At 57.8% G+C, this 26,913-nt stretch carries 15 protein-coding genes and 1 pseudogene; 5 read left to right on the top strand and 11 right to left on the bottom strand.

All coding sequences use genetic code 11. The features are described 5' to 3' along the window. Position 1 precedes the first annotated feature (1 nt). The 6 genes from LI336_RS18145 to LI336_RS18120 all read right to left on the bottom strand — a co-directional run bounded on the left by LI336_RS18145 (position 2) and on the right by LI336_RS18120 (position 8,997). Positions 2–1,126 carry a hypothetical protein gene (locus tag LI336_RS18145; RefSeq protein ID WP_227134582.1) on the bottom strand — a complete coding sequence of 375 codons (1,125 nt, stop codon included), beginning with the start codon at positions 1,124–1,126 and terminating at the stop codon, positions 2–4. Positions 1,127–1,255: 129 nt separating this feature from the next. Further along, positions 1,256–2,077 carry a hypothetical protein gene (locus LI336_RS18140; RefSeq protein WP_227134581.1) on the bottom strand — a complete coding sequence of 274 codons (822 nt, stop codon included), beginning with the start codon at positions 2,075–2,077 and terminating at the stop codon, positions 1,256–1,258. Between the two features lie 2 nt (positions 2,078–2,079). Beyond that, complete coding sequence (locus LI336_RS18135; protein ID WP_227134580.1) at positions 2,080–3,693, bottom strand: S8 family peptidase; 1,614 nt, start codon at positions 3,691–3,693, stop codon at positions 2,080–2,082. A gap of 37 nt (positions 3,694–3,730) precedes the next feature. Further along, positions 3,731–6,304, bottom strand: coding sequence for a hypothetical protein (locus tag LI336_RS18130; RefSeq protein ID WP_227134579.1), 2,574 nt, complete (start codon positions 6,302–6,304; stop codon positions 3,731–3,733). Next, entirely contained in the window at positions 6,267–8,285 is a 2,019-nt protein-coding gene (locus LI336_RS18125; protein WP_227134578.1) for a Kelch repeat-containing protein, read from the bottom strand. Before LI336_RS18125 ends, LI336_RS18130 begins: the two co-directional genes overlap by 38 nt. 88 nt (positions 8,286–8,373) lie before the next feature. Further along, complete coding sequence (locus tag LI336_RS18120; RefSeq protein ID WP_227134577.1) at positions 8,374–8,997, bottom strand: hypothetical protein; 624 nt, start codon at positions 8,995–8,997, stop codon at positions 8,374–8,376. A gap of 345 nt (positions 8,998–9,342) precedes the next feature. Between LI336_RS18120 and LI336_RS18115 the strand changes: the two genes are divergently transcribed. From LI336_RS18115 to LI336_RS18095, 5 genes are all read left to right on the top strand, one after another. Next, positions 9,343–10,206: a MutH/Sau3AI family endonuclease gene (locus LI336_RS18115; RefSeq protein WP_227134576.1), complete on the top strand. Its 864-nt coding sequence runs from the start codon at positions 9,343–9,345 to the stop codon at positions 10,204–10,206. Between the two features lie 446 nt (positions 10,207–10,652). Further along, positions 10,653–12,398: a DNA phosphorothioation-dependent restriction protein DptF gene (dptF, locus tag LI336_RS18110; protein ID WP_227134575.1), complete on the top strand. Its 1,746-nt coding sequence runs from the start codon at positions 10,653–10,655 to the stop codon at positions 12,396–12,398. Continuing rightward, positions 12,395–13,885 (top strand): DNA phosphorothioation-dependent restriction protein DptG, encoded by a 1,491-nt coding sequence (gene dptG / locus LI336_RS18105; RefSeq protein ID WP_227134574.1) that lies wholly within the window; start codon positions 12,395–12,397, stop codon positions 13,883–13,885. The genes dptF and dptG overlap by 4 nt, the downstream gene beginning before the upstream one ends. Continuing rightward, complete coding sequence (locus LI336_RS18100; RefSeq protein WP_227134573.1) at positions 13,869–18,017, top strand: hypothetical protein; 4,149 nt, start codon at positions 13,869–13,871, stop codon at positions 18,015–18,017. The genes dptG and LI336_RS18100 overlap by 17 nt, the downstream gene beginning before the upstream one ends. Before the next feature lie 300 nt (positions 18,018–18,317). Further along, a complete protein-coding gene (locus tag LI336_RS18095; protein WP_227134572.1) occupies positions 18,318–20,240 on the top strand; it encodes a DNA cytosine methyltransferase in 1,923 nt (640 codons plus the stop codon). An 86-nt stretch (positions 20,241–20,326) separates the two neighbouring features. On the opposite strand, the gene dcm is transcribed toward LI336_RS18095, so the two are convergent. From dcm to LI336_RS18070, 5 genes and pseudogenes are all read right to left on the bottom strand, one after another. Further along, positions 20,327–21,571: a DNA (cytosine-5-)-methyltransferase gene (dcm, locus tag LI336_RS18090; protein ID WP_227134571.1), complete on the bottom strand. Its 1,245-nt coding sequence runs from the start codon at positions 21,569–21,571 to the stop codon at positions 20,327–20,329. Between the two features lie 161 nt (positions 21,572–21,732). Then, positions 21,733–23,688 carry a pentapeptide repeat-containing protein gene (locus LI336_RS18085; RefSeq protein ID WP_227134570.1) on the bottom strand — a complete coding sequence of 652 codons (1,956 nt, stop codon included), beginning with the start codon at positions 23,686–23,688 and terminating at the stop codon, positions 21,733–21,735. Between the two features lie 67 nt (positions 23,689–23,755). After that, positions 23,756–24,655 carry a phospholipase D family protein gene (locus LI336_RS18080; RefSeq protein WP_227134569.1) on the bottom strand — a complete coding sequence of 300 codons (900 nt, stop codon included), beginning with the start codon at positions 24,653–24,655 and terminating at the stop codon, positions 23,756–23,758. Then, the gene (locus LI336_RS18075; RefSeq protein ID WP_227134568.1) at positions 24,645–26,531 is read right to left on the bottom strand and encodes a DUF1998 domain-containing protein; all 1,887 of its coding nucleotides are present in this window, start codon (positions 26,529–26,531) and stop codon (positions 24,645–24,647) included. Before LI336_RS18075 ends, LI336_RS18080 begins: the two co-directional genes overlap by 11 nt. A 1-nt stretch (position 26,532) precedes the next feature. Beyond that, positions 26,533–26,913: pseudogene (locus LI336_RS18070) on the bottom strand (hypothetical protein); the annotation flags it as partial.

Here is a 26,913-nt window from a genome sequence, read left to right as displayed (position 1 = left end):
GCTAGGCGAGCTTCCGGCGGCGGACGGCCATCGGGATGACCGTCGCGACCGCCGTTACGCCCGAGAGATCGAAGTTGAGGTTCTGGATGAACTCGAGGCTCGGGGCGACGGTGAGCGGGTTGAAGTGGTCGAGGCTCCACTCGAAGTTCTGCATCCACAGCCCGAACGTCTGCTGCATCTGCGGGGCGAGACCCACGTTCGTCCGCACGCGAACCTCGGTGAGCGAATTGGTGTCGTCGAAGTCTTCGCCGAGGTGGATGTCGACGTCGCCAGAGGATTCGTCGATGAGCGCGTACGTGTCCGTCGACGCGTTCACGTCGTCAGGGAGTTCGGTGTAGCCCTTGACGAGGGTCTTCCCGTCGTCGGTCTTGAGCGTGATGAGCGTCGACTTGTCCCAGTTCGAGTCCGTGAGGTCTTCGAGACTGGAGCCGAGGCGATCGTTGGCGGTCGAGTTCGCCATGTCGACGCTGACGGTGGACCCGCTTCCGTTGACCGAGACGTCCTCGGCGGTGAAGTGGGTCATCTTGTCCTGGAAGAAACTCTGGTTCATGATGGTGAACCCGTCAGTTTTGAACTCCACGAAGTCCGTCGTCGAGATGAGGTGATTGTCGACGCGATAGTTCGCGTACGTCGACGCGGCCGTGATCTCCACGGTGACCTTCGTGTACGTCTCGTTCTCCGCGCTGACGCTCGTGTTGTCGACGTACCGGAACACGACCTCCTTCGTTTCGCCGGCCTGGATGTCCACGCCGTCGAGGTCGGCGTGCGTGACGTTCACGCGGTACGCGTACTCGTCGGCGGTCGTGTCGTACGCGGTCTCGGTGAGACTCGAGTTCCCCCAGGTCTCGATGACGGTCCCGGTCTCGTTGTCGATTGCGCGGACCGCGGGGTTGTTCGAGGTGGTCGTCTGGTTGAGGAACGCCGCCTTCGACGCGTTCGCCTGGAAGCCGGTGACGTTCGTGCCGTCGGTCCACTCCGAGGCGTTCGCGAAGTCCGCCGCCGTCATGGACGGCTCGATGGTCTGGGTCGATTCGACTGTCGTGGGGTTCGACGCGGCTGCGGCCGGCGCCAGACTGGCGGCGGCGAGCAACGCGACGAACACGAGTGCAAGTGCTTGCTGCTTCATGAACTACTTGAGAACGAATGGTGGTTGGCGAGCGATACGGGACGACAACTGGGGGTGGCGGGACAGGAGGCGGCGGCGGGACGGGTGGTGGTATCACGCCGGCCTCGTAGCGTGGTTGGATGGCGTGCATTAGTCGTCGACCTCCGGGATCTCGTCGGAGACCTCGGCGCCGCCGTAGTCGGTGAACGGAATCGACGAGAGGCGCTTGTAGAACTTCGCGATGGACTCGTACCGCGAGTACCCGAGCCCGAGCGCCGTCGTGGTGTCCTTCCACCAGGATTCGCGCGTGGCGAGCGACCACGGGTTCGTGTTCGCGCCCACGAACAGCGCGTTCGCGAGTTCGTCCGCGATGAGCCACTCGTCGTACCGCGTCTCAAAGTCCGGCGTCGACGCCAGCAGGCTCTTGACCGGGACGTCGAGGACGCCTTCTTCGGCGGTGATGGCGTATTGATGCCAGGGTTTGACCACGTAGAACTGCGGGTGCGTCTCCTCGTACAGCGGAATGCCGTACGTTGGGGCGCGGCCGGCGAGCCAGTGGTACGCCGAGTACGTCACACCGAGCACTTGGCCGGTGTCCTCGTGGAACTGGACGATGCAGGGTTCGTGGTCGCCGAGGTGCGAGTCCGAGAGCGCGCCCCCGAACGGGCTGAGGCCCTCCTGGCGGTCGTAGTCCGCCCAGTACACTGCGATGGCGGTGTCGCGGTGGGAGCTGCGGGCGATCCACCCGTAGAACGCGTTCGGCGTGTACTGGAGGTGGTCGATCACCACCATCGGCTTGTACCGCTCCAAGACTTGCTCGTCGAACGAGAGCGTCACGTGGTCCGGGCGCGCCTCCCAGTACGGCGCCGCCGACAACGCCTCGTCCTCGTCGGCGCCGGCCGTCGACGAGGCGAGACTTGTCGCTGCGAGCGCGCTCGCGCTCATCTTGAGGACGTCGCGTCGCGTTGGCATCGCTAGAACAGGCCTCCGAGGAGGGACTCCGACAGCGCGAAGAGGTTCTCGCGGAACTCTGCCTCAGCCGTCATCGCCTCCGACTGCGTCTCCGCCGTCTGTCGCTCGTTGATGGCGGCGGTGACGTTCGGGTAGCCGTGCCCGACCTCGTGAACGCTCCCGTTCGGCACACGGGTAGCGCTCTGGGAGAGCCACTTGAGGGTCTTTTCGGGGCCCCAGTCGGGGTGGGCGGCGATGACGAGCCCGCTCGCCCCGGCGACAGCGGGCGTGCTCATCGACGTCCCGGAGAGGGTCTTGTTCACGACGATGCCGTTCGAGTTCAGGACCGCCGCACTGACGTTGAACCCGGGGGCGACGAGGTCCACGCTCTCGCCGCGCGTCTCGCCCGTCGAGAAGTCCATCGAGCCGCGGTCGGAGCCGTACTGACTGAAGTACGCCCGCGACGCGTTCGCTGCCGGGCGGGCGTTCGTGGCGCCGACAGCGATGGCGTGGTCGACGTCAGCCGGCGTCGCAATCCCCGGCGACCGCCCACGCGCCGCGGAGTTCCCGGTGGCGACAAACACCATCGTGCCGTTGTCGTGCGCGTACGCGACGGCGTTCGACAGCTCCTCGTTCCACACCGGCGACCCGAGGCTCAGCGAGAGGAAGTCGGCGTCCTGGTCGGCCGCGTACCGGATGGCCTGCGCGATGTCGGCGGTCGAGCCGGCGCCCTCGTCGTCGAGGACCTGGAGGCAGAGGAGCGTCCCTTGGGGCATGAAGCCGTCCATCTCGTCGGTGCTCGTGCCATTGGTGGTCGTGTTCGCGAAGATGATGCCGCTCGCCCACGACCCGTGCCCGTTCTCGTCGACGACCGCCGAGTACCCCGACTCGTTCACCGTCGGGTTCCCCGGTTCGACGAAGCTCTTCGACGCGTTCGAAATCCGGACGTCCGAGCCTTCGGAGCCGTTCCCGAACACCTCGCCGGTCGGCTGTGAGCCGTAGCAGCCCGTGTCCGCGACCGCGCCGACGACGCCTTCGCCGGTCGTGCTCGCGTCGAGCGCGTTCAGATACCGGCGGACGTCCGCGGGCGTCCCGCGCGGGCTGTCATCGAAGAAGGCGATGCCGTCAGCTGCCGTGCTGTGGTCCTTGTAGAACAGGTTCCACGAGGACACCGGGCTCGTCCACTCTGTTTGGGTCAGCCCGCTCGGTCGGTCGGGCGTGGTGAGGATGACGTTCGCCGCCACGTACTCCACGCCGTCCATCTGTTCGAGAAGCTGCGCGCTTCCGAACGCCTGCATGAGGCCGGCGAACCCGTTCAGGTTGCGGACCTCGCTGACGGGGCCGGAGACGAGCACGCTGTTCGAGGCGTTCTGGTACTGCTCGATGTCACGGCCGTCGGTGGCGTTCGCCCACTCGCGCATTTCATCGAGTGTCGAGTCGCTCTCGACGTGGACGATGTACGACGGCTGGCCGTCGTACTGCTGGATGCTCCCGGTCGTCGAGTCGGTGATTGGAGCGCCGGTGGCGGCTGTCGCGACGCCCGTGGCACCAACTACGGGGCCGAAGATGCAGAGGAGCGCGAGGACGAGTGCTTTCGAGGCCGGTGCCGCCTGCTGGAATCGGGTGATGTAACTCATGATGAATCAGTCTGGGAGTTGAGTTGGTGGAACGCGGTCAGTCGCGGGCGAGGTCGATGTCGCGGCGCCGCCGGACGAACAGGCCGACCGCGACGAGGCCGCCCGGCGAGACCAGTAGGAGCGGCACGTCGAAGTCCAGGGCGTGCGAGAGCTGGCGGAACTCCCACCGGATCTCCTCACTCCAGCCTGGGTCGCGAACGACCGTGATCTCGCGGTCGCCGCTCGCGGTGGTCACGCCCTCGATGGTGCTGGTGGTGCCGTTGACGCCCCAGTCACCACACGCGTTCCCCGACTTGGGGACCGGACACTCGCCGACGTACACGTGTGCGTCTTCGGGGAGCGCCTGCGTGTGCAGCGTGAACCCGACGTGCGACCGGACGTTCTGCTCGTCCTCACCGCGGACCACCCGGACCGTGGTGTCGCCACGGGCGGCCGCGTCCAGGTCCGTCGCGTGAATCTGGAGCTCCGTCGGGGCGTCCGCACTCGCGTTGATGACCGCCGCAGCCACGAGCCCGTTCACGCCCTCCTTCGTGAACGACCCGCCTTCGAGGCTGTCACCCGCGAGCGCGTACAGACTGTTCGTTCCGGGGCGTGCGATGAGGGTTGCGGGGCCGTCGATGGACTTCGAGGCGGCGTCGACCTCGAAGACGCTCGCGAACACCTTCCCCGACGGATTCGTGTACCGCACCTCCACGCGATACGAACCCGCGCCCTCGGTCGTGAACGCAACCGTCCCGCCACTCACCGAGGCAGGGACGCGACTGCCATCGGGCGCCCGGACCGTGGCGTTCGCCAGGTTCCCGAACTCCGCGGTGTCCTTCGGCGTGATGTCGACCGTGACTCGCGAGTCCGGGCCGGGGTAGAGCGTGCTGACGTCGACGCTCTCCACCTCGGGGAGCGTCCCCGTGAACCCCGGATTCTTGATCCGGGACGTCACGCGCCCGAGACCTGCTTCCCCGGCGACGATGACCTCCACCTGCTTGACCGCGACGTCAGCGTCGAGCGGGTAGTCCTCGATGACGACCGCGGGGTTCCCAACGCCGAGCGTGGGCTGCTCGACCCGCCAGTAATCGCTGTCGAGCGAGGTGGTGGTGCCGCTCTGGGAGTGCATGATGACCTCAACATCCGATTCGTTGAAGTCCGCGAAGTCCAGCGGCCCGGGTGCATCGAACGGAATCGAGCGGTCGAGGAAGCGCGTCGCCTCGAACGATGTGTTCACGGCCTCGCCCGTGCTGGCGGCGAGCGTGGCATTCACGCCCGTGACGGTCTGCCCGCTCGGCACCGAGTAGTTGATACGGAGCACGTTCCGTGGGCCGTTGAGGCGCGACCGCGCCAGCGATAGGGCGTCAGTGCCGAGCGTGCTGGTGGTGCCGTCATCGAACTCAACGATGGCTGTCACGTCATTCAGCGAGTCCGGGACGGCTGGCAGCGAGAGGTTCTTGCGGATTTGGGCGGTCTCAGCGTCCACATTCGACGCGACGTCCGAGACTTCGGCACTGTTGAGTGAGATGGCAACGCGTCGAATCTCTCGGCCCCCATCGTCCGTTCCACTGTCAGACCCGGTGTCCGTGCCGGTGAGTGGGTACTTCGAGACGTGCAGCACCGTCAGCGGGCCGTTCGGTTCCAGCGACTCCAGTTGGAGATACTCGCTCGGTATCTGCTCGCGGGTGCCATCCCCGTAGATGATGGTGGCGTTCACCGCATCCAGCGACCCCGGTGGCGCTGGCAACCGGAAGTCGTCAGTCAGCACCCTCGCGCGCTCGGAGATCTCCGTGGTGACCTCATCGGCGCTGAGCGTCGCGGGCGTGTTCCGGAGCACCGCGCTGAGCGAGCCGACCTGCCGGATGAGACGCTTCGCCTCCGGCTTCGTGATGTTCTCCGCGTCGATCTCCTCGAAGGTGAGGCTCTCGTTCGCGTCGCCGCACCACTGGCCATGCTGCGTGCAGAACCGCTCAGTCGCGTTCGGCGACGCCTCGACCATCCCCGCGAACTTCTCGCGGGCATCGAGGAGGTCGGTGACGTTGCTCAGCGAGTAGTTGTGGCCGGCGAAACTGAACGACCGGCCGGCGACGTAGTCCTCGAACCAGTCCGCGAACTTCTCGGTCGCGTTCAGGTTCACGAAGTTCGAGTAATCCGCCTTGTACACGCCGATGGTTGTCTCGTTCGTCTCGCCCGGCTTGATGTATGGCGACCGCTGTGGGTCGGCGAGGTAGACAGCGCCCGCGTACGTGCTGATGTTCGCCTGCGCAGCGCGCTCAACGGTGTCGGGGACGTCGAACTCCTCGTAGTACTCGCGGAGGTCCGCCTCGGTCGCGTTCGGCCCCAGACTCGGCGGGGTCTTGTACGCGATGAGCTTCACACCAGCGACATTGCTCGCGAACGATAAGTTCACGCGGCCATCCGGCCCCGTCGTGGTTCGGACGGTCTCTATCTTCCCCGCGTTTGAGAGCTCCTCGAGGCGCTGCGAACGCTTCGTCAGCTGATTCTCGCGGTTCTTGAGCCGTTGCTTCCACCCGGAGATAATCTGGTCGGCGTCGCCAACTGTGATGAGGTACGACGCGTGCGCGGTTCCTTTAGGGGTAGACGCGATAGAAGCCCGTGCTGAGACCACTCGTCCGGATGGCGACTTCGTGTTCGTTCGTCCCGATGGCCTGCTGGAACGTCGCCGTACTCTGAACCGAGCGGTCCTGGATGGAGCCTTCCATCGAGATGCGTTCGACGACCACGTCGGTCGAATCCTGGATGCAGACCCCGGAGAGGTCGCTGTCGTAGTTGTCCTGATAGAGGGCGCCAGTGAACCCGCCACACTCGTCAGCCCAAATCGAGAACACGAGCGGCTCCCCAGGCTCGAAGTTCGTGCCGGGCGTCGACAGGTCCGCATCCTGCCACGCACCAAGCGTGTGCACAGCCACACCCTCCGCGTTCGACTGGAGGACGCCATCGGACCCGGTTATCGAGAAGTCGCCCTCGACCTGCTGCGTCCAATTCGCGGGCGTGACATCGTTCAACTGCTCGCGAATGCTCGCGATCTCCTGCTGGATCTCTCGCTTGCTGCCGGTGAAGTTCTTTGCGTCGAACCCGACAGACACCACCGTCGCATTACTCACCGGATCGCCGTTTTGGTCGCGGACGACGCCGGAAACAGTGGCGTCGCTTTGACCGCCGGTAACTCCGGCGATATTATAGACTTCGACTGAGTTAGAAGCGCCATCGTCCCCCGAGACGTACATATACCCGTTTGCTTCGGTCGCTGCGTGACGGAACCGGCTTTGGGACATATCCGAAAGCTGGGAATACGTATCGTTCGCCGGGGAATACTTGTAAGTCGAAGGATTGTCTTCGCCGCCCGTTATGTAAATTTTCCCTTGGACACCAACCGCAGCGGGTTCGTTCCCGCCAGCGGGGTAACTGTTGACAGTGGTCCAAGTATCAGTCTCGGGAGCGTATTTATATACCGTTCCCCCGGCATTTATACCCGAGATTGCGAAAACGTTCCCGTTCACCGACGCCGACGCGTGTCCCTGTGTTGAGCTTGGTAGACCAGACACCTGACTGTATGTGTCATTTTCAATATCATACTTGTAAACGTTATTTACTGCGGAACCTCCGCCGATATCGTATCCGCCCGACAGATATATACTATCATTCACCACGGCACCATTCAGGTTTATTACACTAATTGGGTAATTGCTAATAGTCGTCCACGAATCGTTTTCCACATTATATTTGTACGCAGTGCTGGATTCACTTCCACCTACCTGTCCAGAGAACGTGTAAATATTCCCCCCGTGAGAAACCACAGCAGCCGCTTGTACTGACTTCGGGATGTTTGTAAGAGAAACCCAAGTGTCACTACTTTTATTGTATTTCTTTATCGTGTTAGAATCGCCACCTCCTAATTGTCCACCCACCCGGTAAGGTACACCGTCCACACTAACCATACCGTGTTTATCTACACTTTCCGAAAGGGGAGAAATATTACCTGACCAGTTACCCTCATCCGGGAAACCTGCCACCGACAGGGTGCCGTCGCGTTCAGTGGTCGAATTGTTTGCCGACGCGTCTAAAACGATAGCGCCCGAAATCATAGAGACGGCCAAAAGCAGCGTCATAGACGCTGAAACGACCTTTCGGCGTTTGCTGAACAATCGTTTAAGATATACTCGGTGATGTAGTCCCGTAAGTCCGAACCGCGCAAGGATCAAACAGACACCACCGACAGAAAGCGCCGCCACGTCGAATAATAGGAACGTTTCCGGAACAGTTTTTGAAAGAATAATAGCATCGTTGATAACATTCGCGAATAGAATTACTGTCGTGGAAACAGCCCCACTGATGGCAATTTGAGACGGGTTACTGTTTTCCAGATCCATCCGTTCTACGCGCCGAAACACTGCGAAGCCCCCCACGACTGAAAGTATTTTCACGCCTGCTAATCCGAACCACGGGACCTCGCCAATTACCGCCACTACAAACGGGTTCGCTTCGACCGCCTGTCCCGTGCTTACCGTGAGATACGTCGCGACCGCAAGAAACGCGCTCGCACCGAGACTTGCAGCTTCCAGTTTGCGGAGTTGCGTGCGAGTACTCATCACGCACCAGCCTCCACGCCGCTCTTGTTCGAATGCGATACCTGCCGCTCAGGAGTAATCGAGTGAATCATGAATAACGTCTTCTCGGTTAGTGCCCGGTCATCCAGGCGACGTCGCTGGCGTCCGCGACCGCGATCTCGTTCGCGTCGTCGTCGACCCGCATCTGCCGACTGCGGCCGTACCGTCGCTTCTCGACGCTCGCCCGGACGGCGTGACTGAGGATGTGCTCGGTCTTCGCCTGCACTACGGGTTTGGACTTCAGCATCTTCGTGACCGCGAACAGCAGCCCCGGGTCGTGGCGCACGTCCTGTTCTTTGAGGCGGCGAGAGACGGCTTTGGCGTGCTCGAGGAGTTCGTGCTTCGAGAGCGTGGCGCGGTCGCCGTCGTCGTCGACGGCGCCGCACTCCGTGCAGAACAATGTCGGCTCAGGACAGGCGCGCTTCCAGGACACCGGCACCTCAACGCCCTCTAGTGACGCGGTAGCCGCCGACACCCGCGGCGGGTACGCCAGCTCCAGCGTGTCGGTCGCCTCGCTCGCCTGCATGACGACGTGTTCGTCGCCGGCGTCGGCGTCGTCGACCTGGGTCATCCGGAGGTGGTCGCCGTTCGCGTCCACGGTCGCGACCGGGACGACCTGGAGTGAGAGGGTGCGTTGGCGGGCGAAACACCGCGTGCAGATTGCGGGGTTCTCGATGATTGCCTTCCGGAACACCTTGCTGGGAGCTGTCGAGTCGTAGTCGGGTTGGTCGGGGTTGATACTCTCGGGTCTCGAGGGTCGTGGAGTTGCAGACATGGCTAAGTAGGGGTCGAAGGGTGCCGGACGAGTCCCCACTGGGTGGAGACTATATCGGCGTTCCCCGTGCGAGCACGGTGAAGTGTGCCTTATCCCCGTCAACGGACACTAGCAGACTTAAACTACCGTTAGATTCGTTCCATCACCGAAAAACAATCGCTGCAAGCACGATATCCATCCACAGCCAAAATCACCAGACGCGAAGCCAAACACGGCCAGTGCACTTTTCAACCCCGCCAAGGGTTCTAGCCGCTAGCACGCGAAATGACACACGACCCTATCGGCCCCGCAGCAACCGAACCCCAGATCGAATCCGCCTCAAAGGGCCTCCTCGGCCGAACCATCGGCAGTATCGACGACACCATCCACGGCCAAGCCACCGACGACCGCGCCCGCTCGAAAATGGGCGTCGCCAACGTCATCGAAAAAGGCTACTACGGCATCGACATCAACAACGACGCCCAAGCCGACTTCCCCGACGCCGGCATCGAACTCAAGGTCACACCCTTGAACACCACCGGTGACGGCCACCTCCTCCGCCCGAAAGAACGCCTCGTCCTCTGCATGGTCGACTACAACGCCCTCGCCGAGGCCGACCACTGGCGCGACGTCCCCGGCCTCCGCAAGAAGCTCAGCGCCATGCATATCGTCTGGTACATCCACTTCGAGGACACGAATCGGTCGGAGTACCCTATCATCTGGACCGATATCTGGCGCCCCACCGACGAATGGGATAGACGCTTCCAAGAGGACTTCGAGATCTGCCAGGAGAAGGTCCTCAACGGCGAGGTCCCCAGTGAACGGCACGTCGACTACCTCGGCACCTGCCCCAAACACGGCGGCGGCTACAAGAAAGACAACCCCAGCCAGAGTGCACCGAACTCAACCGTCGCCAAAGACGCACACCCGGTTCTCGACCACGCCGAACGCCGCGGCTGGAGCATCGCCCTCGGTGGGATGCTTGATGTACTGATGGATTCGACGGGTCTCGAGAAAGCCACCCACAACTACTGTGGCGGCGTCGACGCAGCCGAATTCTGGGAGTTGATGCAATCCGAGGCCACCGGCGACACCATGTCCTTCGCTCGCTACAAGGACCTTGCGGGGTACATCCCCGCCGACGACTGAAGCGTTACACACAGCGGATATGATTCTTTACCATACGGGACTATATACCGCTCTTTTGTTGCGTAGAATGCAATCGGGAGGAGATGTACAAGAGCTTGTCTCCCTTTTGATTAATCTCTTCGGCTTTCCTAAAGTCCGGGATTGTTTCAGAGATGCTGAAGATATCGCACGAATTGATCACCAGCCTGTAATTGAAGCGTAATAGAAGCATGTGCTGAGGCTACCGGAATATCATCGGTGTATAAGGAGAGAAAGTCTCTAGACCGCTCATCTTCCCTATCGTATCTCCTCGAAGATGTTTATATATTCATGAGAACATAGGCAGGTGCAATTCTGGCCCCCTATACTAAGGTGATGTGATGTGATAGTGGGTTCACCATAGCAAATGTCTGTAATGAGTATCGAGGAGGGAAGACTCGAGATTCCTGCCCTCTCCATCAATCCGCATGACTGACGGAGAAGATGCCGGTTCAAGCCCGGTGAACAGTCTTGAGGAAGCAGCAGCTGCAATCGTCCGTCTACGGTTAGGGCGCCCGGGGGCTGTTGTTGCCTCGTTGACCGACAGCAACGCATTCATGGAGAGTATCTATGTCCCTACGAGGGCGGACGAGCTGGCACGAGAATTCTTTAGTAGTGATGAGCCAGATGGGGAACTCTTCGTTCTGCTCGGGAGCACTGGCGACGGAAAGACCGCCATTTTAAGGAAATCCTATCAGGAATCCGATGCTGATTGGCTTCACCCGAAACTTCTCCGACTTGACGCGACAGAATCGAAAAGTGATCGCCGTTCGAACCACGATGAGATGGACCTCTTCCTCGAGAAAAGAGGTGAGGAAGAGGGCGGTGAAACCCCTCGTCGTGGCTTAGCAATCAACCTTGGAATCGCATTAACGTACTTCCATACGGAGAATAGAATCGAACGGTTCCCGAAAGTATGGGACGCAATTGATAATGCTCGAGATTATACGAACCTCAATCCGGGGGGAATATACAGGGGAGAAGAGGTGACTGTTGTCAACCTCTCTTTCCGCCGTATGTTCGACACCCATCCTAAGACGTTAGGGCAGGGACTATTAGCCAAAATAATACGACTATTTGATTACAATAATGAGGAATCCCCGTTTGCTGCTATCTCAGACGAAATCGAGGCAACACAAGAGGAGAATCCACTCGCCTACAACCTTCACAAATTGTCGAATCCAGAGGTACAGGAATCGCTGATTCGCCTATTTGCTGCCCGGGCTATCATCTCAAACGAATATCTAAATCCACGACGGGTCCTTGATTATCTCTCCAAGATACTAATAAGCGCAGGATTACAGGAGGAAATGGAAGAGAAAGCTCTCCCCACGTTCGAGGAGTTGCTTGACGCCGGAAGACCAGTCGAGGAGACATACATCTGGAACACGGTGTACGATGTGTTAGCGCGCCCGGGGCACGAAAGTGCACACCTCGACCCCTGTCTCGTCTCTGGTCTTTCACTCGATGAATGGATTCTGAACCCAGAGTTCGATATGCAAGACGGCGCGGTTCATTATGATCGGTTGTCAGGGAGCGCTATCAACCGCACAGTGGTTCGACTACAACATCTGACCGGTGAGGTCCAACGAGAGACAGAAGAGGTGGTCGAGGATGGGTTGTTCGAAACGTTCGCTGGGGCTCGAACCCACCACGATGCTATCCCGCAACCCGGCCGTGATGGCGACAGAGAGTATCCGACGGAAGAATTCATGTTTACGGCTTATGATACGATAGTGGAAGCAATCCGGAATTGGTCCCAGCAAGCACGGGACGGTGAGCTTGTTGAAATACCAGATGGGCAGAACTCAATCAGATACCAATTCCTTTCAGAATGGAACCAGGAGAAAGCAGGATACGATGAACAAACATCTGTGGCCAGAACCACCGAAGAAACACAGCTCGGAAAACTATGGTTCGCGTTCAACAACGAGGTGAAAATTCCCTTATCATATGAATTGTATCGGCTTCTGGAGCTACTCACTCGTGGATACAATCCCGAAGCCATCGACCCGAAGGAGTCTGAGGGTGTCCGGTTGATTCGAACCCAACTCTCACAGTTCACTGAAAAGAAGGAACAGCTCGAGGTCAGAAATCTCAGCAATCAGCTCCTGCTGCGAGTCCAGGAAGGCGAGGGGCCACGAGCCGGAACGATCCAACTCAGCGATTCATGAGCGATGAGATACAGCTAACCGGTCAAGTACCCCGGCGGACGATAGATGGTGGTATTTTCCCCTTCTCAGCGCGTGCTAATGCACGCGAAGGAATATTTAGTGATGTCCTTGCAGCAGTCCTTCAATGCGACCCAGAGGTCGCCATCACAGAGGAAACCAAAGATACAACATTCGATTGGGCCAACACCACCCTCAAGCAGCGGTTCAACAACGTTATCGACGGGGATTACAGTCAGGAGACCAACCTGGATGTCACTCCGTCTGTCAATTCTGAGGATGTCTGGGAGATATTCGAAGCCAAGTACACCGCTTTGACACAAGGTGACAATCCGATTGTTGTGCCGTTCAACCCCGCTATCCCGAAACGAATCAGGCCGGTCAACAGTAATAAATGGGGGAGCTGGTATCGACTCCTCATGACTGAGAAACAGGGAGAGTCCCTCGAGTTCGATCCAGATGGTCTGCATGCTGACTTCCGGAAGCGTCTCGACAATCTGGAGGCATCCAACATTTTCGAACAGGCAATCGTTTCGGTAGTGGAGACCTTCGACGAACCAACAAAGGACACTGCTGAGGCTACGGTGCCACTGCGGCCATATATCGACGAGATGGCCGAGAACTTCCGAGTAGATTTGAAAGCATGGTTAGCCAACGACGTCGAGTCGGCGTCAGACTGGCTTCGTGGTTCGCAAGATCTCATCGGAATTCACTTCTTCATGTACTATGTTCAGGTTGCACTGAATCTTCGGAAGGAGTGGAGCAAGTTCATCAACGGGGAGGAGTACTCGCCGAAAATCATCGGAGTCCCTTTCGGCATCGAAAGTGAATCAGCCGGCCTTGGTCGGGAGTTCGTTAAGATATGGAAAGGAGAGAGAGGCGCTGAGTACTCGGTCAGGCGAGATATCTATGATTCCTTCGCCCGGTTGGCAGTTCTCAGGATGCTTAACGAAGCCATTTCAGAGCACGATCACGGGCCCGATTATCCGGTGACACTAACTGAAGCGCTGGATGTGATGGATGACAAGAGTCGTCAGACTGCAATCGAGGAAATCTATGACTCTCTTGATGCAGATTCTCCGGATGATTGTTTAGAATCGACTCTTATCGAGGCGTCTCAGAAGCTCGTGAAGGCGATTGATAAACGATATCAGGGCGCGGATGATTCAGCCCCTTTCAGTATGGGGGTTCGTGGTGTGAAGAATCTAGCTGATGCTGATGTGCGGTTCCTGTCCAGGGAAGCTGGACGGCCATCCTACCGGTTCCAGATGGCCGACGAGACACTCGCGTTCCTTGCTCGGGTATTCGCTTGTGATGAAGAGCGAACCGATGAGGAGTTGGCGTTGACACGCTTCAACAGCTATCTCGTTGAGCGAGGGTTCCACCTTGACGAGAGAAGTAAAACAGCAGCGAAGGCGAGTCTGACCAGCATGGGCCTACTCAGCCAGGAGAGCGATAGCGGAGATTCAGTCAATGTCAGAACATATTAAAACAGTCCTGAAGAATCACGTTGAGGAATACTTCGAAGCCAATCCCCCCGAAGACGGGCAGTTCTTGGCAGCACACTACCCGGATGAGGAACATACTGAAGCGCTAGCTGCAGCGCTCCGAGAGCTCGCAGATGAGGAGTTGGTTGAATTGAACCTTGATGGGGAGCTGAATATGAAACCTGCAATCCGCTTCGACGATAGTCCCTTACTCTATGTGCTTCACGTCAGAAGCGAGTTCCCCGAGAAAGGTAACGAAATGGAAGTAGGACAAGGACTGGCGACAGGCCTCCGGAATAATGTACTTGATGACAGTAAATCAAATCGTTATGTTGCAGGATTCATCGTAATCGATCCGGATGCGTATGTAGATACGTTTAATCCAGCAGAACTTCTGACGGAAGAGGGTGGGCCACTAGCAATAGAAACAATCAGGGAGTCGTTATTAAATCCGGGAAGATATGACAATCCCGCTTCGAAAGCCGTCATACGAGCGATTAAGGCCTATATCGAGGAGGACCTGTTTGAAGATGATAGGACGTCGTGGTTCGCCGAATTAGCCAGCATCAGTGTCGCTCTAGAGAACGAGTCAACTGAGAATCTGGCGGCAGGAATAGGGGAGCTCCCTGAGATGCTCTATTTTGACTCTCTTCCCGAGAACTTATTCGAGATGTCTCTCGATGAGGAAGATGCAAAACAGGAGATATTGGGCGATCTCAGAACTGCACAGACGCACGCTGGGCGATTCATCGAAGCGTTCCAACCAGGTGAAGACACTGCAGATCACCTTCGAGAGCACTACGAGGAGGAGTTTGTAAAAAAACATGGACAGAAGAAGAATTGGAGCGGAATCGGGTTCGAAGAAGCATACTATGCCGATTTCGATAACAAGCAAATCGATTCTAAGTCCAAAGAAAGCAAATCCGATTCCGAGTCCGAAGAAACCGAATCCAGTTCCGAACCCGAAGAGAAGTCCGACGAATCTGGGCCCGAGTCCAAATCCGACTCCTCCGTAAATATTTCAGTATCTCGAAAACGTGATGAGGAAACCAAGTCTGATTCGGTTCCCGAACTGGATACCATCAGCATTTCCGCTCCGGATTCCGTCAAGTATGGTCCAGTAGAGGGGCCCTTCACGAAGGCACGATCCCGGCATGTTGTACGGTGTACAGCATCCGAGGACAGCATCAAACTCAAGCTGACATTCAGCGAATCGCTCGCCTCTGTCTCAGTCCTGACGACACCAGATGATGACTCTGTAGAGATAGATGGGGAAGAGGTGAGATACGAGGTACAACGGGGAGCGAACGATTCTATCCAGTGGGAACGGTTCGAAGTGTATGTCGATGAGACAACCCGGCACCCTCATCCGACCGTTCAAGTCGATTTTGCTATCCTCCCAGAGTGGTGGTTCCAGGTGCTGGGCGAAGAGGAGATGGATATCAGGTTTGATGTGGACGGTGATTCTAGATTTGTTCTCCATAACAAGGAATCGGTGTCGCTGACACCCCTCACGAAAGCGGATGATTCAGACGGAGACAGCGCAACCATCTCCGAGGAGGGGCAAATCGTGACGGTCAATGGGCCACTGACCGTGTATCCACAGACCCCGCTGGTGACGAACGGTGCTGCAGAGCGACCGTTCTACCTGGCTGCACCTGAGCCATCCGAGGTCGATCAACTCCCGATGCTAGCATATGATGATGAAGCAGAGATACGAGAGGCAGATGTCCACCTCCCGATGGCCGTGGAGGCAATCATCAATCCGGAGGAGTGGACCGGTGATTCGCTTAAAATCGAGGATGTCGAGACGAAGGAAGGCACCATTCAGGCCAACGGGCGACAGTTTGTCCCCGATGATAGCAGACTCCGGTCGATTATTCAGATTGAAGAGGAGTTCATCGACGATGCTAGTGTGGCACCCCGGCATTTTACTGGCCGAACCTTCGAGTCCTCGACGATTGAAGACGAGACATTCGAGACGCCGAATGCGCTGGATAAGAAGTACGACAAGCTATTAGAACATCTAGACGACCGGAGTACAGTATTGTCGACAGATTCCTGGGATGCAGAAACAAGGACGAAAGTTTTGGATGTGGTAGAGGCCTATATAGAATCCCTGAAGGATGAATCAGACGCTGCACTCAGTAGGATACGACGTATTGGAACGTTGACGACCAGCGACGAATCGACACGGCATTGGCTTACCTCGTTTCACCCATTGATGTTGGGATATGGGCTGCGCCTCGCCAAGTGGCGCGACAATAATCTCGAAGATGACGACCTCACAGCTGGCTTCCGTTACCCACCCTATGCAGCGCAGCTGACTCCTTCAGGCCTGCTTCCTTATCGGAGTCGTGGACCCGATAATGAGCCGTTCCAAGGGAGACCCATCCGGAATCACTCACTCTGGATGAATTACGCTCCGCTTGCATCGTATGATGCAGAGACGCCAGACTTCATGCGGGAACTCGTGAGTGAGAAGATCCGAGAATTCAGGGAAATCTTCGACCAGCTGTTCGATATTCATTCGGAGCGGCCATTGGTCCTGAACTTCCTCAATATGGGGGGCCTCGGGAGTTGTTTGGAAGGATTGGCTGATGTGCTTGAGGTTCTCGACGCCCACGAAGAGTATGAGTGCCCTCCTTTCAAATTGCAAGTATACGGATCTGGTGGACAAGGTCAGACCCTGGATGAGTTCTTCCAAAGCGGGGATGATGGTGGCCCACTTGAGGACCGTGACAATCACATAGTCGAGAAACTCCGGAAGAGAATCACCTACACAAAGGCTGGACCTTCGGCTGCTATCGAAGATACGCATCTTACGTTCTTCAGAGGTGTGCTGACATCCAGGTTCGCAGCATTAGGACTCGACGACCTCCCCAATCGGTTCCACAGGGATGGACTTCTGCCACGGGAATCGACTACAATTGAAGGTGAGGCTGGCGAGCGAACGTATACGAACGGGTTCGGGTGTGGAGACCACGGAGGTAAGAATCTCCATCGAGCAGCGAGGCATGCCAACCGAATCGAGCATGGCCATCGGAATCAGGAGATTTACACGCCAGAGAACCAGATTGCTCGCATTGTCGAATCAACGTCCGGAACGAGCCAAACCAAGCGATTGGACGAGATATTGAACCAGTCAATCTGGGCTGTTCATCTGCAACCCCCAGTCGGGCTGGAGTACTATATCCACGGAGATGATTCTAGCGGGAGGGGTCCATTGGTCATCCACCACGAGGATACAAGATCACCTTCTCCCGGTTATGATGCAATCACCGCCACGAACCGGCAGAATCTGTACGTCAACGCTCTGGAAGGGAAGCTTGGGGAAATAGACCGGGACCAGACGACAGACCCGAGACGGATGTTGGAGATTCTTACCGCACTGGAGGGTCAGTCGATGCTGAAGCTACAGCACGCAACTGAGAGTGAAATCATGGAACTGGTCGGTGTCGCCGGTAGTCTGGTGCTCGCCAGAGCGATGCTACGGCGGTACCTTCCCGACTACGCATGGATAGCAGTGAACCTCGGTGATGAACTGCAGCACGATTTCGCACGTCAACATGAACGTCCAGGAGCGCTCCCACCAGTTGAGGAGGACAAAGCAAGTGATGACCTAATGTTCATCGGGGTCCCAAAGCGCGCTTCTGATGATGGACTCACACTGAAACTGTGGTTCACCGAAGCGAAGGGTGGGACTGCAACTCCCGAATCAGGCGTTGAACAAGTCAAGAACACCATATCTTGGGCCGAGAGTCTCTTCAACCCACCTGAGCGATTTGCTGATACCGAGATTTTGAGGGCCGCATTCGGTAGGCTCGCCGTGGACAGCGCATTCCGTCTGGAAAATTACTCACTGCTCGATGGTGAGGAAATGGATATCATCGAGAAGCATACTGATGACCTGCTCGATGGTGAGTTCGACATCGAGATACTGGAAGATTCCCAAGGTCACCGCGGGGAGGTTATCAACGTCGGTGGCAACGAAATTAAGCGAGAAATCAACTCAGGGGGTGAAGGTATACGGAAAATAACCACCCCGGCTGATGTCTTCAGCCTCATGGATGAGGCATCGCTACCCGACTACTTTGGTGAAGAACTCCACGACTGGGTCAGGTTCGACGAATAGGAAGGAATACCAGGAATGTCCGATTCGTAGAAGGATAGAAACCGACGATTGGACATCAGAAGCTGCATTCATGTTGCAGTCAGGTCTTGACTCCAAACCGAATCCACCACGCCGTTCGAGACTGGTTCTCGATAGTTCTCAACTGTTGTGTCACGTCGTCCTGAACTTATAAAGACAACCGGTTCCAGAAACACAGGAGGTCATCATCTCAGATGCCTATCTCTAACGACGCAGGAATCCGACAAGTGGGATGGCGACAGGATCGAAAGGCATTAGGGCATGCGACTAGTCGATAACGATATGGCCAACGACCCGGTGGCAGTCGACCTCTTCTGTGGTGGCGGTGGGTTCAGTGAAGGGCTCCGTCAAGCAGGCTTCGATATCACACACGCGGTGGACAACGACAGTGGCGCCGTCGAGACGTACCGGTTGAACCATCCAGAGGCAGAGGTCATCCAGAAGGACATCCTCGAACTGGAACCCGATGCGTTGCCGGACGATGTGGATGTGGTGTTCGGGTCGCCTCCGTGTACGGAGTTCTCGTTCGCGAACAGTGGTGGGAACGGCGACATTGCGGAAGGCATGAAGCTCGTGGCGCGGTTCATGTACTTCGTTGTCGAGCTCGACCCCGACTACTGGGTGATGGAGAACGTCCCGCGCCTCGACAACTACCTCGAGGACGAATATACCTACGAACAGTTGGGTATCGAGGAGCGAGACGGCGTTCTCGAGATACCGAATCGAGCGGTGTTGACGGCGAGTGATTACGGCGCTCCGCAGCGTCGGGACCGGCTGTTCTCTGGTGACTTCCCGCTCCCTGAGGAAGCTAGTGAGGAGGCGCTGTCGTTCGGCGAGGTCCAGGAGTCGTTCCCGGCACCGACCAGCAGCCCCGAGGGGGTGGTGCGCGATCCGCTGTATGATATCGAGATTCCTGCTGCGGAGCTCTCGGATCACTATTATATCAGTCATCTCACGGAGCGTGAGGCCAAGGAAATCAAGGTGCGGAAGGCAGATCACTCATTCTACGGCCGGATGCAGTTCCCCGATGATCCGTCGGTACCGTCGCGGACGGTCCTGGCGACGAACCGCCGCGTCGCCCGGGAAACCTTGGTCATGGAGGAGGACGAATCGGTGGCGCCCGAGCGCTTCAGTAAGTATCGCAAGCCGACCATCCGCGAGATTGGCACGATTCAGGGGTTCCCCATCACGTACCAGTTCACGGGAACGAGTGTCGCCCGAAAGTGGAATCGCGTCGGCGACGCCGTCCCCGTCCCACTCGCGTATCGCATCGGGCAGTCGATTCGCGAGGCCCTCGCCGCGGATGGCGTCATCGAGGCCGCGAGTGTTCCGCGGCGTGTCGAATCGACAGTGCCGGAGGGGAATATCGGGCGGAACCTGAACGCGAAGGACTTCTCGAACAAGGGACGGCGGCGGTTGAGTCTCAGTCGGTCCTTCCGCCATCACGTCCCCTACGACACGAAGACCGCGTTCCGCGTCGACCTCGACACCGACAAGGAGACACACCCCGAGCATCCAGCCGCCGGCCTCGCCGAGACCCCGAACGGTAGCGAGGACAATGAGGAAGAGCCGGTGGTTGGGCATCCGGTGGCGTTCGATGTGGTCCTCTACAAGGGGTACTCCTCGGACGTCCAATCACTCACCCTCGACCGGGAGCAGGTTGCGACGCTGGTTGCGGCGTTCCTCGACGCGAAGCCGGAGATGGCATCGGCGTTCGAGGCGTACGTTGCGGATCTCCAATCAGAAGTGGCGCCGTTGGTGCCGGATGCCACGACGTTGCAGGCGATTCGGTCACGGCGCGCTCGTATCGACCGACCGCTCGAGTACGAGGTCCTGGAAGCTATCGCTGGCCATCGCGATGACGACAACAGCCACGGCGTCGTGGATGCCCATTTTCCGTACGAAGACTACGAAGACGTCACTATCGACGTCGACATCCTCGGCGGGACGACTCTCCCGGTTCGAGTGCTCATGAAGGCAGTTGGTGCGATGTACGTGGCGGGGCGATTGAATCACTGCCAGCACGGATTTGAAGCGTACGCAGACGACGTGTTCATTCCAGACGAGCTGGCGGACGCGACTCGCGAGACAATCGTGTCAGAAGCCACGTGTCGACTGCCGGACGCTGACCATGCGTGTATCGACGAGTGGCTTCTCGACCTGCAGCCCGTATCGACCAACACACAACCTGCAGCCACCCAATGATCGAGACCGGGGGCGCGACTTCACCCTCGCCCTGACGGCCGACGCATTCGCCTCGTATTCTCCGTGCTTGTGGAAGGCTGGTGGTGTCAGGCAACGCCGACAGCGTCTGTATCAGCGTCCTCGTCGAGGACACCGTCTGCGAGGGTCTCGCCCATCCGTTCGACGAGACCGACGACGAGCGCGTTCCCCATGCATGTGTACCGCCAGGTCTCTGGCATCCCCGTATCCGTCCAGCCCTCGGGGAACTCCATGATACGCTCGACCTCCTCCGGCGTCAACACGCGGATGTCGCCGGTGGCGGGGTCCTCGACCACGTGTTTCTCACGGCCGGCAGTGGTGCCACCTTCACTCGTCAAGATGGTGCGCGCCGGGGTATCCAGATTATCCGGGAAGGGGATCGCTCCCTCGCTGAACGTGTACTCGTACCCATCATCAGTCACGCGATCTTCCTTCTTCGCGCCCTTGACGTACTCCCAGCGCTCAAGCTCATCGTCGGGCACGTGGTACTCCTCGGGCACCCCATCCTGGATGAGCTTCTCCCGAAGCGGTGTCGGGTCCTCCCCATCGGGGGTGATGTCGCGCGTCCAGATGCCGCCGTCGATCATCGCGCCCGCTTTCTCGAACTCGAATTCGAACTCGTCGCTCGTCGCCTTCGGATTGTCGAGGAGTTCCGTGTCTGGGGGGCGTTCGACGGGGAACTGGGTCTGGGCGTCGTCGACGGGGAACTCCCGCGGGAAGAACCCCTTCTTCGTGAAGTAGTACGGCTGCGGGCCTTCCGTGTCGAGGTAGGTGCCCCAGTCGGTGTCGCGGCGGGCCGCGAAGATGAACACGCGCCGGCGTTTGGTCGCCCCGCCGTAGTCGGCGGCATTGATGACCCGCCACTCCACGTTGTACCCGATATCATGCAGACAGTGCAGGAGGACGCCAAAGTCGCGACCGCGCTGTTCGGTCGGTGATTTCAGGAGCCGATTGACATTCTCGAGAAGGAGATACTGGGGCTGTTTCTCGCGGGTGATACGCTCGATTTCCCACCAGAGGGCGCCTTTCTCTCCTTCGATACCTTCGGCGCCGCTCTGGGCGACCGAGTAGTCCTGACAGGGGAACCCACCACAGAGGAGGTCGTGGTCTGGGACCTCGGTCTCGTCGATTTCGTTGATATCGATATTGGTGTGGTTCTCCTCGCCGAAGTGCTCAGTGTAGCAGTTCGAGGCGTGCTGTGCTTGTATCGATGGTTCCCATTGGTTGCTCCAGATGACTTCGTGCCCCGCGGCCTCTAGTCCGAGGCGGAACCCGCCAACGCCAGCGAACAACTCGACAACATCCAGCCCCATTGCTTACCGAATCCTACGGTCGCCACCACTCTTCAACATTCTCCCTTTGGGATTTGTAGCGATGGAGATACTCGTTGGCTTATCCCCTGCTTCGGGAACAGCCTCCGGGAATTCGTTTGAATCGGCGGTCTAAGGCTTGTCTATCTGCTTCTCATTGCAGGTTAACGAGTGACCTTCCGGGTCATGACGAATATAAGGAGTGCAAAGAATACCACCCCCAATCCTGTCTCGATTGTTGCAAGCATTTCACCAATCTGATTGACGTCAAATTGTCCATATCCGAGCCCGGTGAACGCCGAAAGGCTGAATTGGAGTCCATAGACAGGCGCCCACCCTCCAACCGTTTCATAAGATAACTTACCAATCTCTGCATGAGAGAGACCAAACAACGGGTAGACGGTAGCGAGAAGGCATACTAGAACGAACGCCCAGCCGAAGAGATGGCTGAATGATTCGCCATAGCCGCAGGAGACCCGCTCAAGGATATTTTGCCACCATCGAATGTCGTTAGGGATTCCGAGACTCGTCCCTCCTTGTCGGGCCTGGTATCGCTGCATCTCCTTCTGATTCCAGAAGTAGCTGGATGCAACCGCTCCGTAAGCATTCTCTGCCATCACTGTCTCGAGCGTCTGATAGACCGATTCAGCCTTCTCCACATCGGCAGGGTCACCTGCAACGCCTTCTGGAATTGATTGATTTGAGCGTGGATCGTAGACCACGCGTCGATGAGTAGCTTCAGTTGCTGTGTCGGTGGGAGCATCAGAAGTGGATTCGGTGTGCGTGTTGAGATGGAAACTGGTGTCACCACCGACCCGTGCTGATTGGAGGATTGCACCATACAATGCGGCGCCCCCGAATGTGGCGGCAAAGAGCTCTGTTTGACCGAAGGCCACCCGTTCGATGACCGCATGACGGAAGTCAGCCTCGCTCGCCTTTGCATCCGTCATCACCGCTCCAGAGAGATTCGAACCTCGAAAATCCGCTCGTGTGAGTCGACTGCCCGTGAAACGGGCATCCTCCAATATTGCATCTGTGAACGATGCGTCAGTGAGGTTCGCATCAGTGAAGTCCAAACCAGCGGCGGTTACACCGTCGAACTCCGCCTTGGACAGTTCAGCAGATTTGAACGATGTCTCGTCGATGAGAGGGCGAGTGAAATCAACATTGGTGAGTTTTGCTCCATCGAACGTCGCACCAGTGAAGTCTGCATCCGCGAGAGTACTTTCTGAGAGATTAGCCCCCCTGAATGTGGCATCAATGAATTCGGCGTCTTGACAGTGGATGTCCTTGAGCGATGCATCATCAAAACATGTCCGGTGGGGGCGTGTCCCACGGAGATTCGCATCATCTAACACTGCCTGTGAGAAGTCTGCACCCTCCAGTGTGGTTCCCGTCAGGTCTGCTTCGATGAGGCTGGCGCCTGAGAACCGACATTGGGTCAAGTCTTGGTCGAACGATGCACTCGAGAGGTTCGCGCCCCGGAAGTCAGCACCCTGTAGATGTGCCCCGTCGAACGTCACGTCAGTCAGGTTCGCCCCCCTGAAATCGACATCCTGGAGTTCCGCATCAGTAAAGTCCGAATTCTCGAGGTTCGTATATGAGAGGTCTGACCCTCGCAGAATCTGATTTCGAAGCACGAGCCGGCCATGGCGTTCTCCAGAGAAGTCCTGCTGGGCTGCGTCAACCTGTGCAGAGGCACGGACGATATCCGAGAGCGATTCGATATCCAGCAGAGAGCCGGTTTGTTCGGAGGCGTCAGTATTCGGGGGGAGTCTGTCGTCAGCGCGATCGAGTTGCCGTCTCTTAACCTCCGCTTCAGACTCGTCAAGTGCGAGTACATCACCAGTGAATCGCTCCTGCTCAGATTCCCGGGTGACAGAGAGTCGCCCCACTGTTTCCGATTGAGGAGTGACTGTCACCAAAGTGGTGGTAGCATCTGCTCCGACCGGTGTGGCATCGGCTACGGTAAAACACCCGACGAGGTCTGTCTCCGTCGGGCGATACAATACGATGACATCCTCGGAATCGATGGCCTCGTCGCTCTCAACCATGACCTGTTTCGATTCAAGTATCTCCTCGACACTCTGGCTCTCCAGTGGGACCACCCAGGTAGTCATCGGTGTCGAATCCTCGCAGTGCGGATTGTGGAGTTGGTTCGGCTACGATGTGAATAGCGTGTGTGAATCATTCGATGCTGACCTCGGTGGAGTCTTTGAAAATGGCGTCGAATGCGGCCGCGATATCGGCGACTGGGGGGCCTTTGATGATGACTCCGAGTTCGAAGTTGGAGGTGAGGCTGGTGATGGTCAAGTTCGCGCTGCCGACGTAAGCGATCTCGTCATCGACGACCATCAGCTTGGCATGGGTTGCTGTCGTTTGTCTCCCACTGGAATCTTGCGCGTAGAGCTCTCGGACATCGATGAGTGCTTCCTCCTCGGCGGTGAGCGTCTCGTGTATCCGGCCAAAGACCGCTCTGTGATCGGGATGATTGAGTTCTCTGGTGAGTATCGCGGTGTGTACGCCTTTCCGGGGGAGTGCAAGGATGTCATCGATGATTCGTGGTGTTGTATCGAAATACGGATTCGCGATTCTGACAGATTCCTTGGCTTCCAATAAGAGACGTCGAAGTCTGGGTGGGAGGTCGACCACACCTTCAGGCCGGTGGGGTGATTGCGACGTACCGACTGGGAAGGTCGCGAGTGTCTCGACGGTGGTCCTGCGTTTTGAATCGGTGGCGTCGTCCGTGAGCGCGTGAGCAGCGATGAGTTGTTGGGTGAGAACCTCGACAGCGTGGGTGGTGTTGATGCGGTATGTGGCCTCGAGTATCGTATGCCCGCCACCGATGCGGTCTGCGACGTCGGTTTGGAGGAGTCCGATAAGGAGGGCCTCTTGTTCGGTCTGACTCAGGGTCATCTCGGTGATTTCCTGTATGAGGCCCTGGCCGGAGATGTCGATGGTGTCTGTAGGGATGTCGCGGAAGCCATCACAGAGTGACTCCAGCACTGCAGCCTCGGAGATTGCGCCGGCAATGGTGAAGTCCTCGCAGAGACGCCCTACGTGCCTCGCTGAATCCTCAGATGCCATCGTCTAGGTTCTCCCAGAATGCTGGGTTCCGCCCTGGGTCCCCAATCAGGACGTTCCGATTTAGCGTCTTGTTGAACATCTCACACGTGAACTCGCTGGTATGGAGACACGCGTGGCACGCGGCGCCAGATTCCTCAGTCCGGCATGCCGGATCATAGATGCAGCTATTTGCGTGTTCTTTCGCCCTGTCAACCCAGTTGTGAAGCCGGGTCTTGAACAACGTGAACATACCACCAAGTGAGAAGTGCTCCATGCTTTCCGCGTAAAGGATGATAGCTGGAACCGTTGGCAGGATGAGTTCGGAGATACTGTCTGAATCAAGCCCGCATTGTTCACTAGCAGTCCCCATCAGTGCATGACTTGAGGAGTGGAGGAGTTCATAGACCTGCTCGGTGAGTGCATCCTCGATTGGCGTGAACGGATTCTGGGTCTCCGTCGGATCGATATTCTCCAAGAACCAAATCTTGAGTTTTTTTTCATCGTCTTGATCTGGGGCGTCCATCCCTGCCAGTTCACCGGCCTCGATGAGCCAGTCGATGATGGCACTGCGGTCAAACTGGAGAATGATTGCCTCACTAGGAGAGCGGTCTCCGTAAACGGTGACAGCATCACGTCCTGCCTGCGGGTTCTCGAAGCCACGGAGATCGGCCTTGCGTGCGTCGGGGCGACCGCGACTGTATCCATAGATGAGGCTGAGGAGCGGGAAGTTATCGACGACCCACGCATCTTCGATTGCGATGTCGTCCAGGAGCTCCTCGTAGAGGGCGGCTTGATGATATCGGTTGACGAAGTCTGTCTGCGTGAAATCAGAGAGTGGACGTGGTGACGGATGTCTGTCGACATCGTCGAGGTCCGCTTGGGCGCCTTGATACCCTCGAGTCGCGCGGAGAAAGGTGAAAAGTTCGTGAGAAATCTGGGTGTAGCGGTCCGGATTATCGGAGAGTGATACGTGTTGTTCGTTGAGTTCGACTATTTCTCGCCGGCCGGGGCCACCGCTTGCAGCGTCGCTGAGTGTCTGGATGATTGTCTCTGCGGTTTCGGGCGGAACCTCCTCGAGTTGATCTCTGATATCGTCGAGTTGCTCTTCTGGGACCCCTTCACGAGATGCAACAGCTTCCAACGTGACTCCATCTTGGCTCAGGTCTAACTCGCCGATGTGAGCATGCATGAGAATCCGCGCCCATGATTCACCATACTGGATGTTGAGCTCAGAACCCCCAACAGGTGGGATGTCGACGATTGTCTCGCGCTGGGGATAATAGACAGACCCGCTCTGGAGCGGACTTGCTTGATTGATGAACTCCCCACACTCACAGGCACCCACGAGTGATTTTGTCTCCGTGCCACAGCTCCGGCAGACGAACCCGAAGGTCTGCATCTGTTCGGGATCGCCGCGTTTCAGCTTGATTGGGTCCCAGCCATGTTGCGAACACGGCTTCGGTTCGATATCATTGACGTGCCCGCATTCGTGAACCAGTACGAACTGTAGTTGCTGGAGCTCCCCGCCACAGTTATCGCATTCTCCTTCGCTGGCGGCGAGATGCTTGAGGTCCTTCGGGGCGAATACATTGTCACAACTGTTGCAGACCATCGTCTGCGGGAAGAACTCTCCTTGCACCTCGTTCGGGCGGTAGATATCGATTGGTTCGTGCTCGATATTGTTCCACGGTTGGGCGTCGCTGTTCCGGAACTCCCTGACGCTCCCTGCGATATGATTTGCAACCCGATTCCCGTCTACATTCTCCATTGGTTGGACTTTCCAGTTGTCGACCATCATGGAGAAGCCGGCTTGGCCGTAGCTGAAAACAGCGCCTGGGGTGAAGGAACTCAGTACCTGTGCGACACCACGCTCCATGTCCGCATCGTTGTCTTGCATATCAGTATTCCCCTCTGAAGGACTCCACGACGAACGTCGAGAACCGATCGGGGATTATCGGGACCTGCTGGTCGATGTCTCGAAGACTGTTCATCGGACCGCGTTCATCCTCGGCTTCTCCTTCGACGACGTTGGCAATGAATTCGCCTTTGCCGTCTTGAGAGAGCGGGTCTTCGAGGAGTCGGCTCCAGACCCTATCGAACTGGTCCTCGATGCGGTCTCGGTACAGGTTCTGACCGTGCTCGTCACTGACATCCAGCCAGGCCTCGTCCTGTGCCTCACTGACACAGTACGCGCGTTTGATGAATTCGAAGGCGTCATCGCGCGTGATGAGGTCGCGTTCAAGCGCTTCGTTGAATCCGTCGTACATATACAGTCGTTT

It is taken from the genome of Halorubellus salinus (assembly GCF_020567525.1).
GTDB classification, from domain to species: Archaea; Halobacteriota; Halobacteria; order Halobacteriales; family Natrialbaceae; genus Halorubellus; species Halorubellus salinus.
This window is presented reverse-complemented; position numbering and strand designations above follow the sequence as displayed.

Coding starts and splice junctions, on each gene's coding strand:
- LI336_RS18125 (WP_227134578.1), bottom strand. CDS start 8,285: ATGAGTACTCGCACGCAACTCCGCAAACTGGAAGCTGCAAGTCTCGGT.
- LI336_RS18095 (WP_227134572.1), top strand. CDS start 18,318: ATGGCCAACGACCCGGTGGCAGTCGACCTCTTCTGTGGTGGCGGTGGG.
- LI336_RS18100 (WP_227134573.1), top strand. CDS start 13,869: ATGTCAGAACATATTAAAACAGTCCTGAAGAATCACGTTGAGGAATAC.
- dptG (WP_227134574.1), top strand. CDS start 12,395: ATGAGCGATGAGATACAGCTAACCGGTCAAGTACCCCGGCGGACGATA.
- dcm (WP_227134571.1), bottom strand. CDS start 21,571: ATGGGGCTGGATGTTGTCGAGTTGTTCGCTGGCGTTGGCGGGTTCCGC.
- LI336_RS18140 (WP_227134581.1), bottom strand. CDS start 2,077: ATGCCAACGCGACGCGACGTCCTCAAGATGAGCGCGAGCGCGCTCGCA.
- LI336_RS18145 (WP_227134582.1), bottom strand. CDS start 1,126: ATGAAGCAGCAAGCACTTGCACTCGTGTTCGTCGCGTTGCTCGCCGCC.
- LI336_RS18115 (WP_227134576.1), top strand. CDS start 9,343: ATGACACACGACCCTATCGGCCCCGCAGCAACCGAACCCCAGATCGAA.
- LI336_RS18135 (WP_227134580.1), bottom strand. CDS start 3,693: ATGAGTTACATCACCCGATTCCAGCAGGCGGCACCGGCCTCGAAAGCA.
- dptF (WP_227134575.1), top strand. CDS start 10,653: ATGACTGACGGAGAAGATGCCGGTTCAAGCCCGGTGAACAGTCTTGAG.
- LI336_RS18085 (WP_227134570.1), bottom strand. CDS start 23,688: ATGACTACCTGGGTGGTCCCACTGGAGAGCCAGAGTGTCGAGGAGATA.
- LI336_RS18080 (WP_227134569.1), bottom strand. CDS start 24,655: ATGGCATCTGAGGATTCAGCGAGGCACGTAGGGCGTCTCTGCGAGGAC.
- LI336_RS18075 (WP_227134568.1), bottom strand. CDS start 26,531: ATGCAAGACAACGATGCGGACATGGAGCGTGGTGTCGCACAGGTACTG.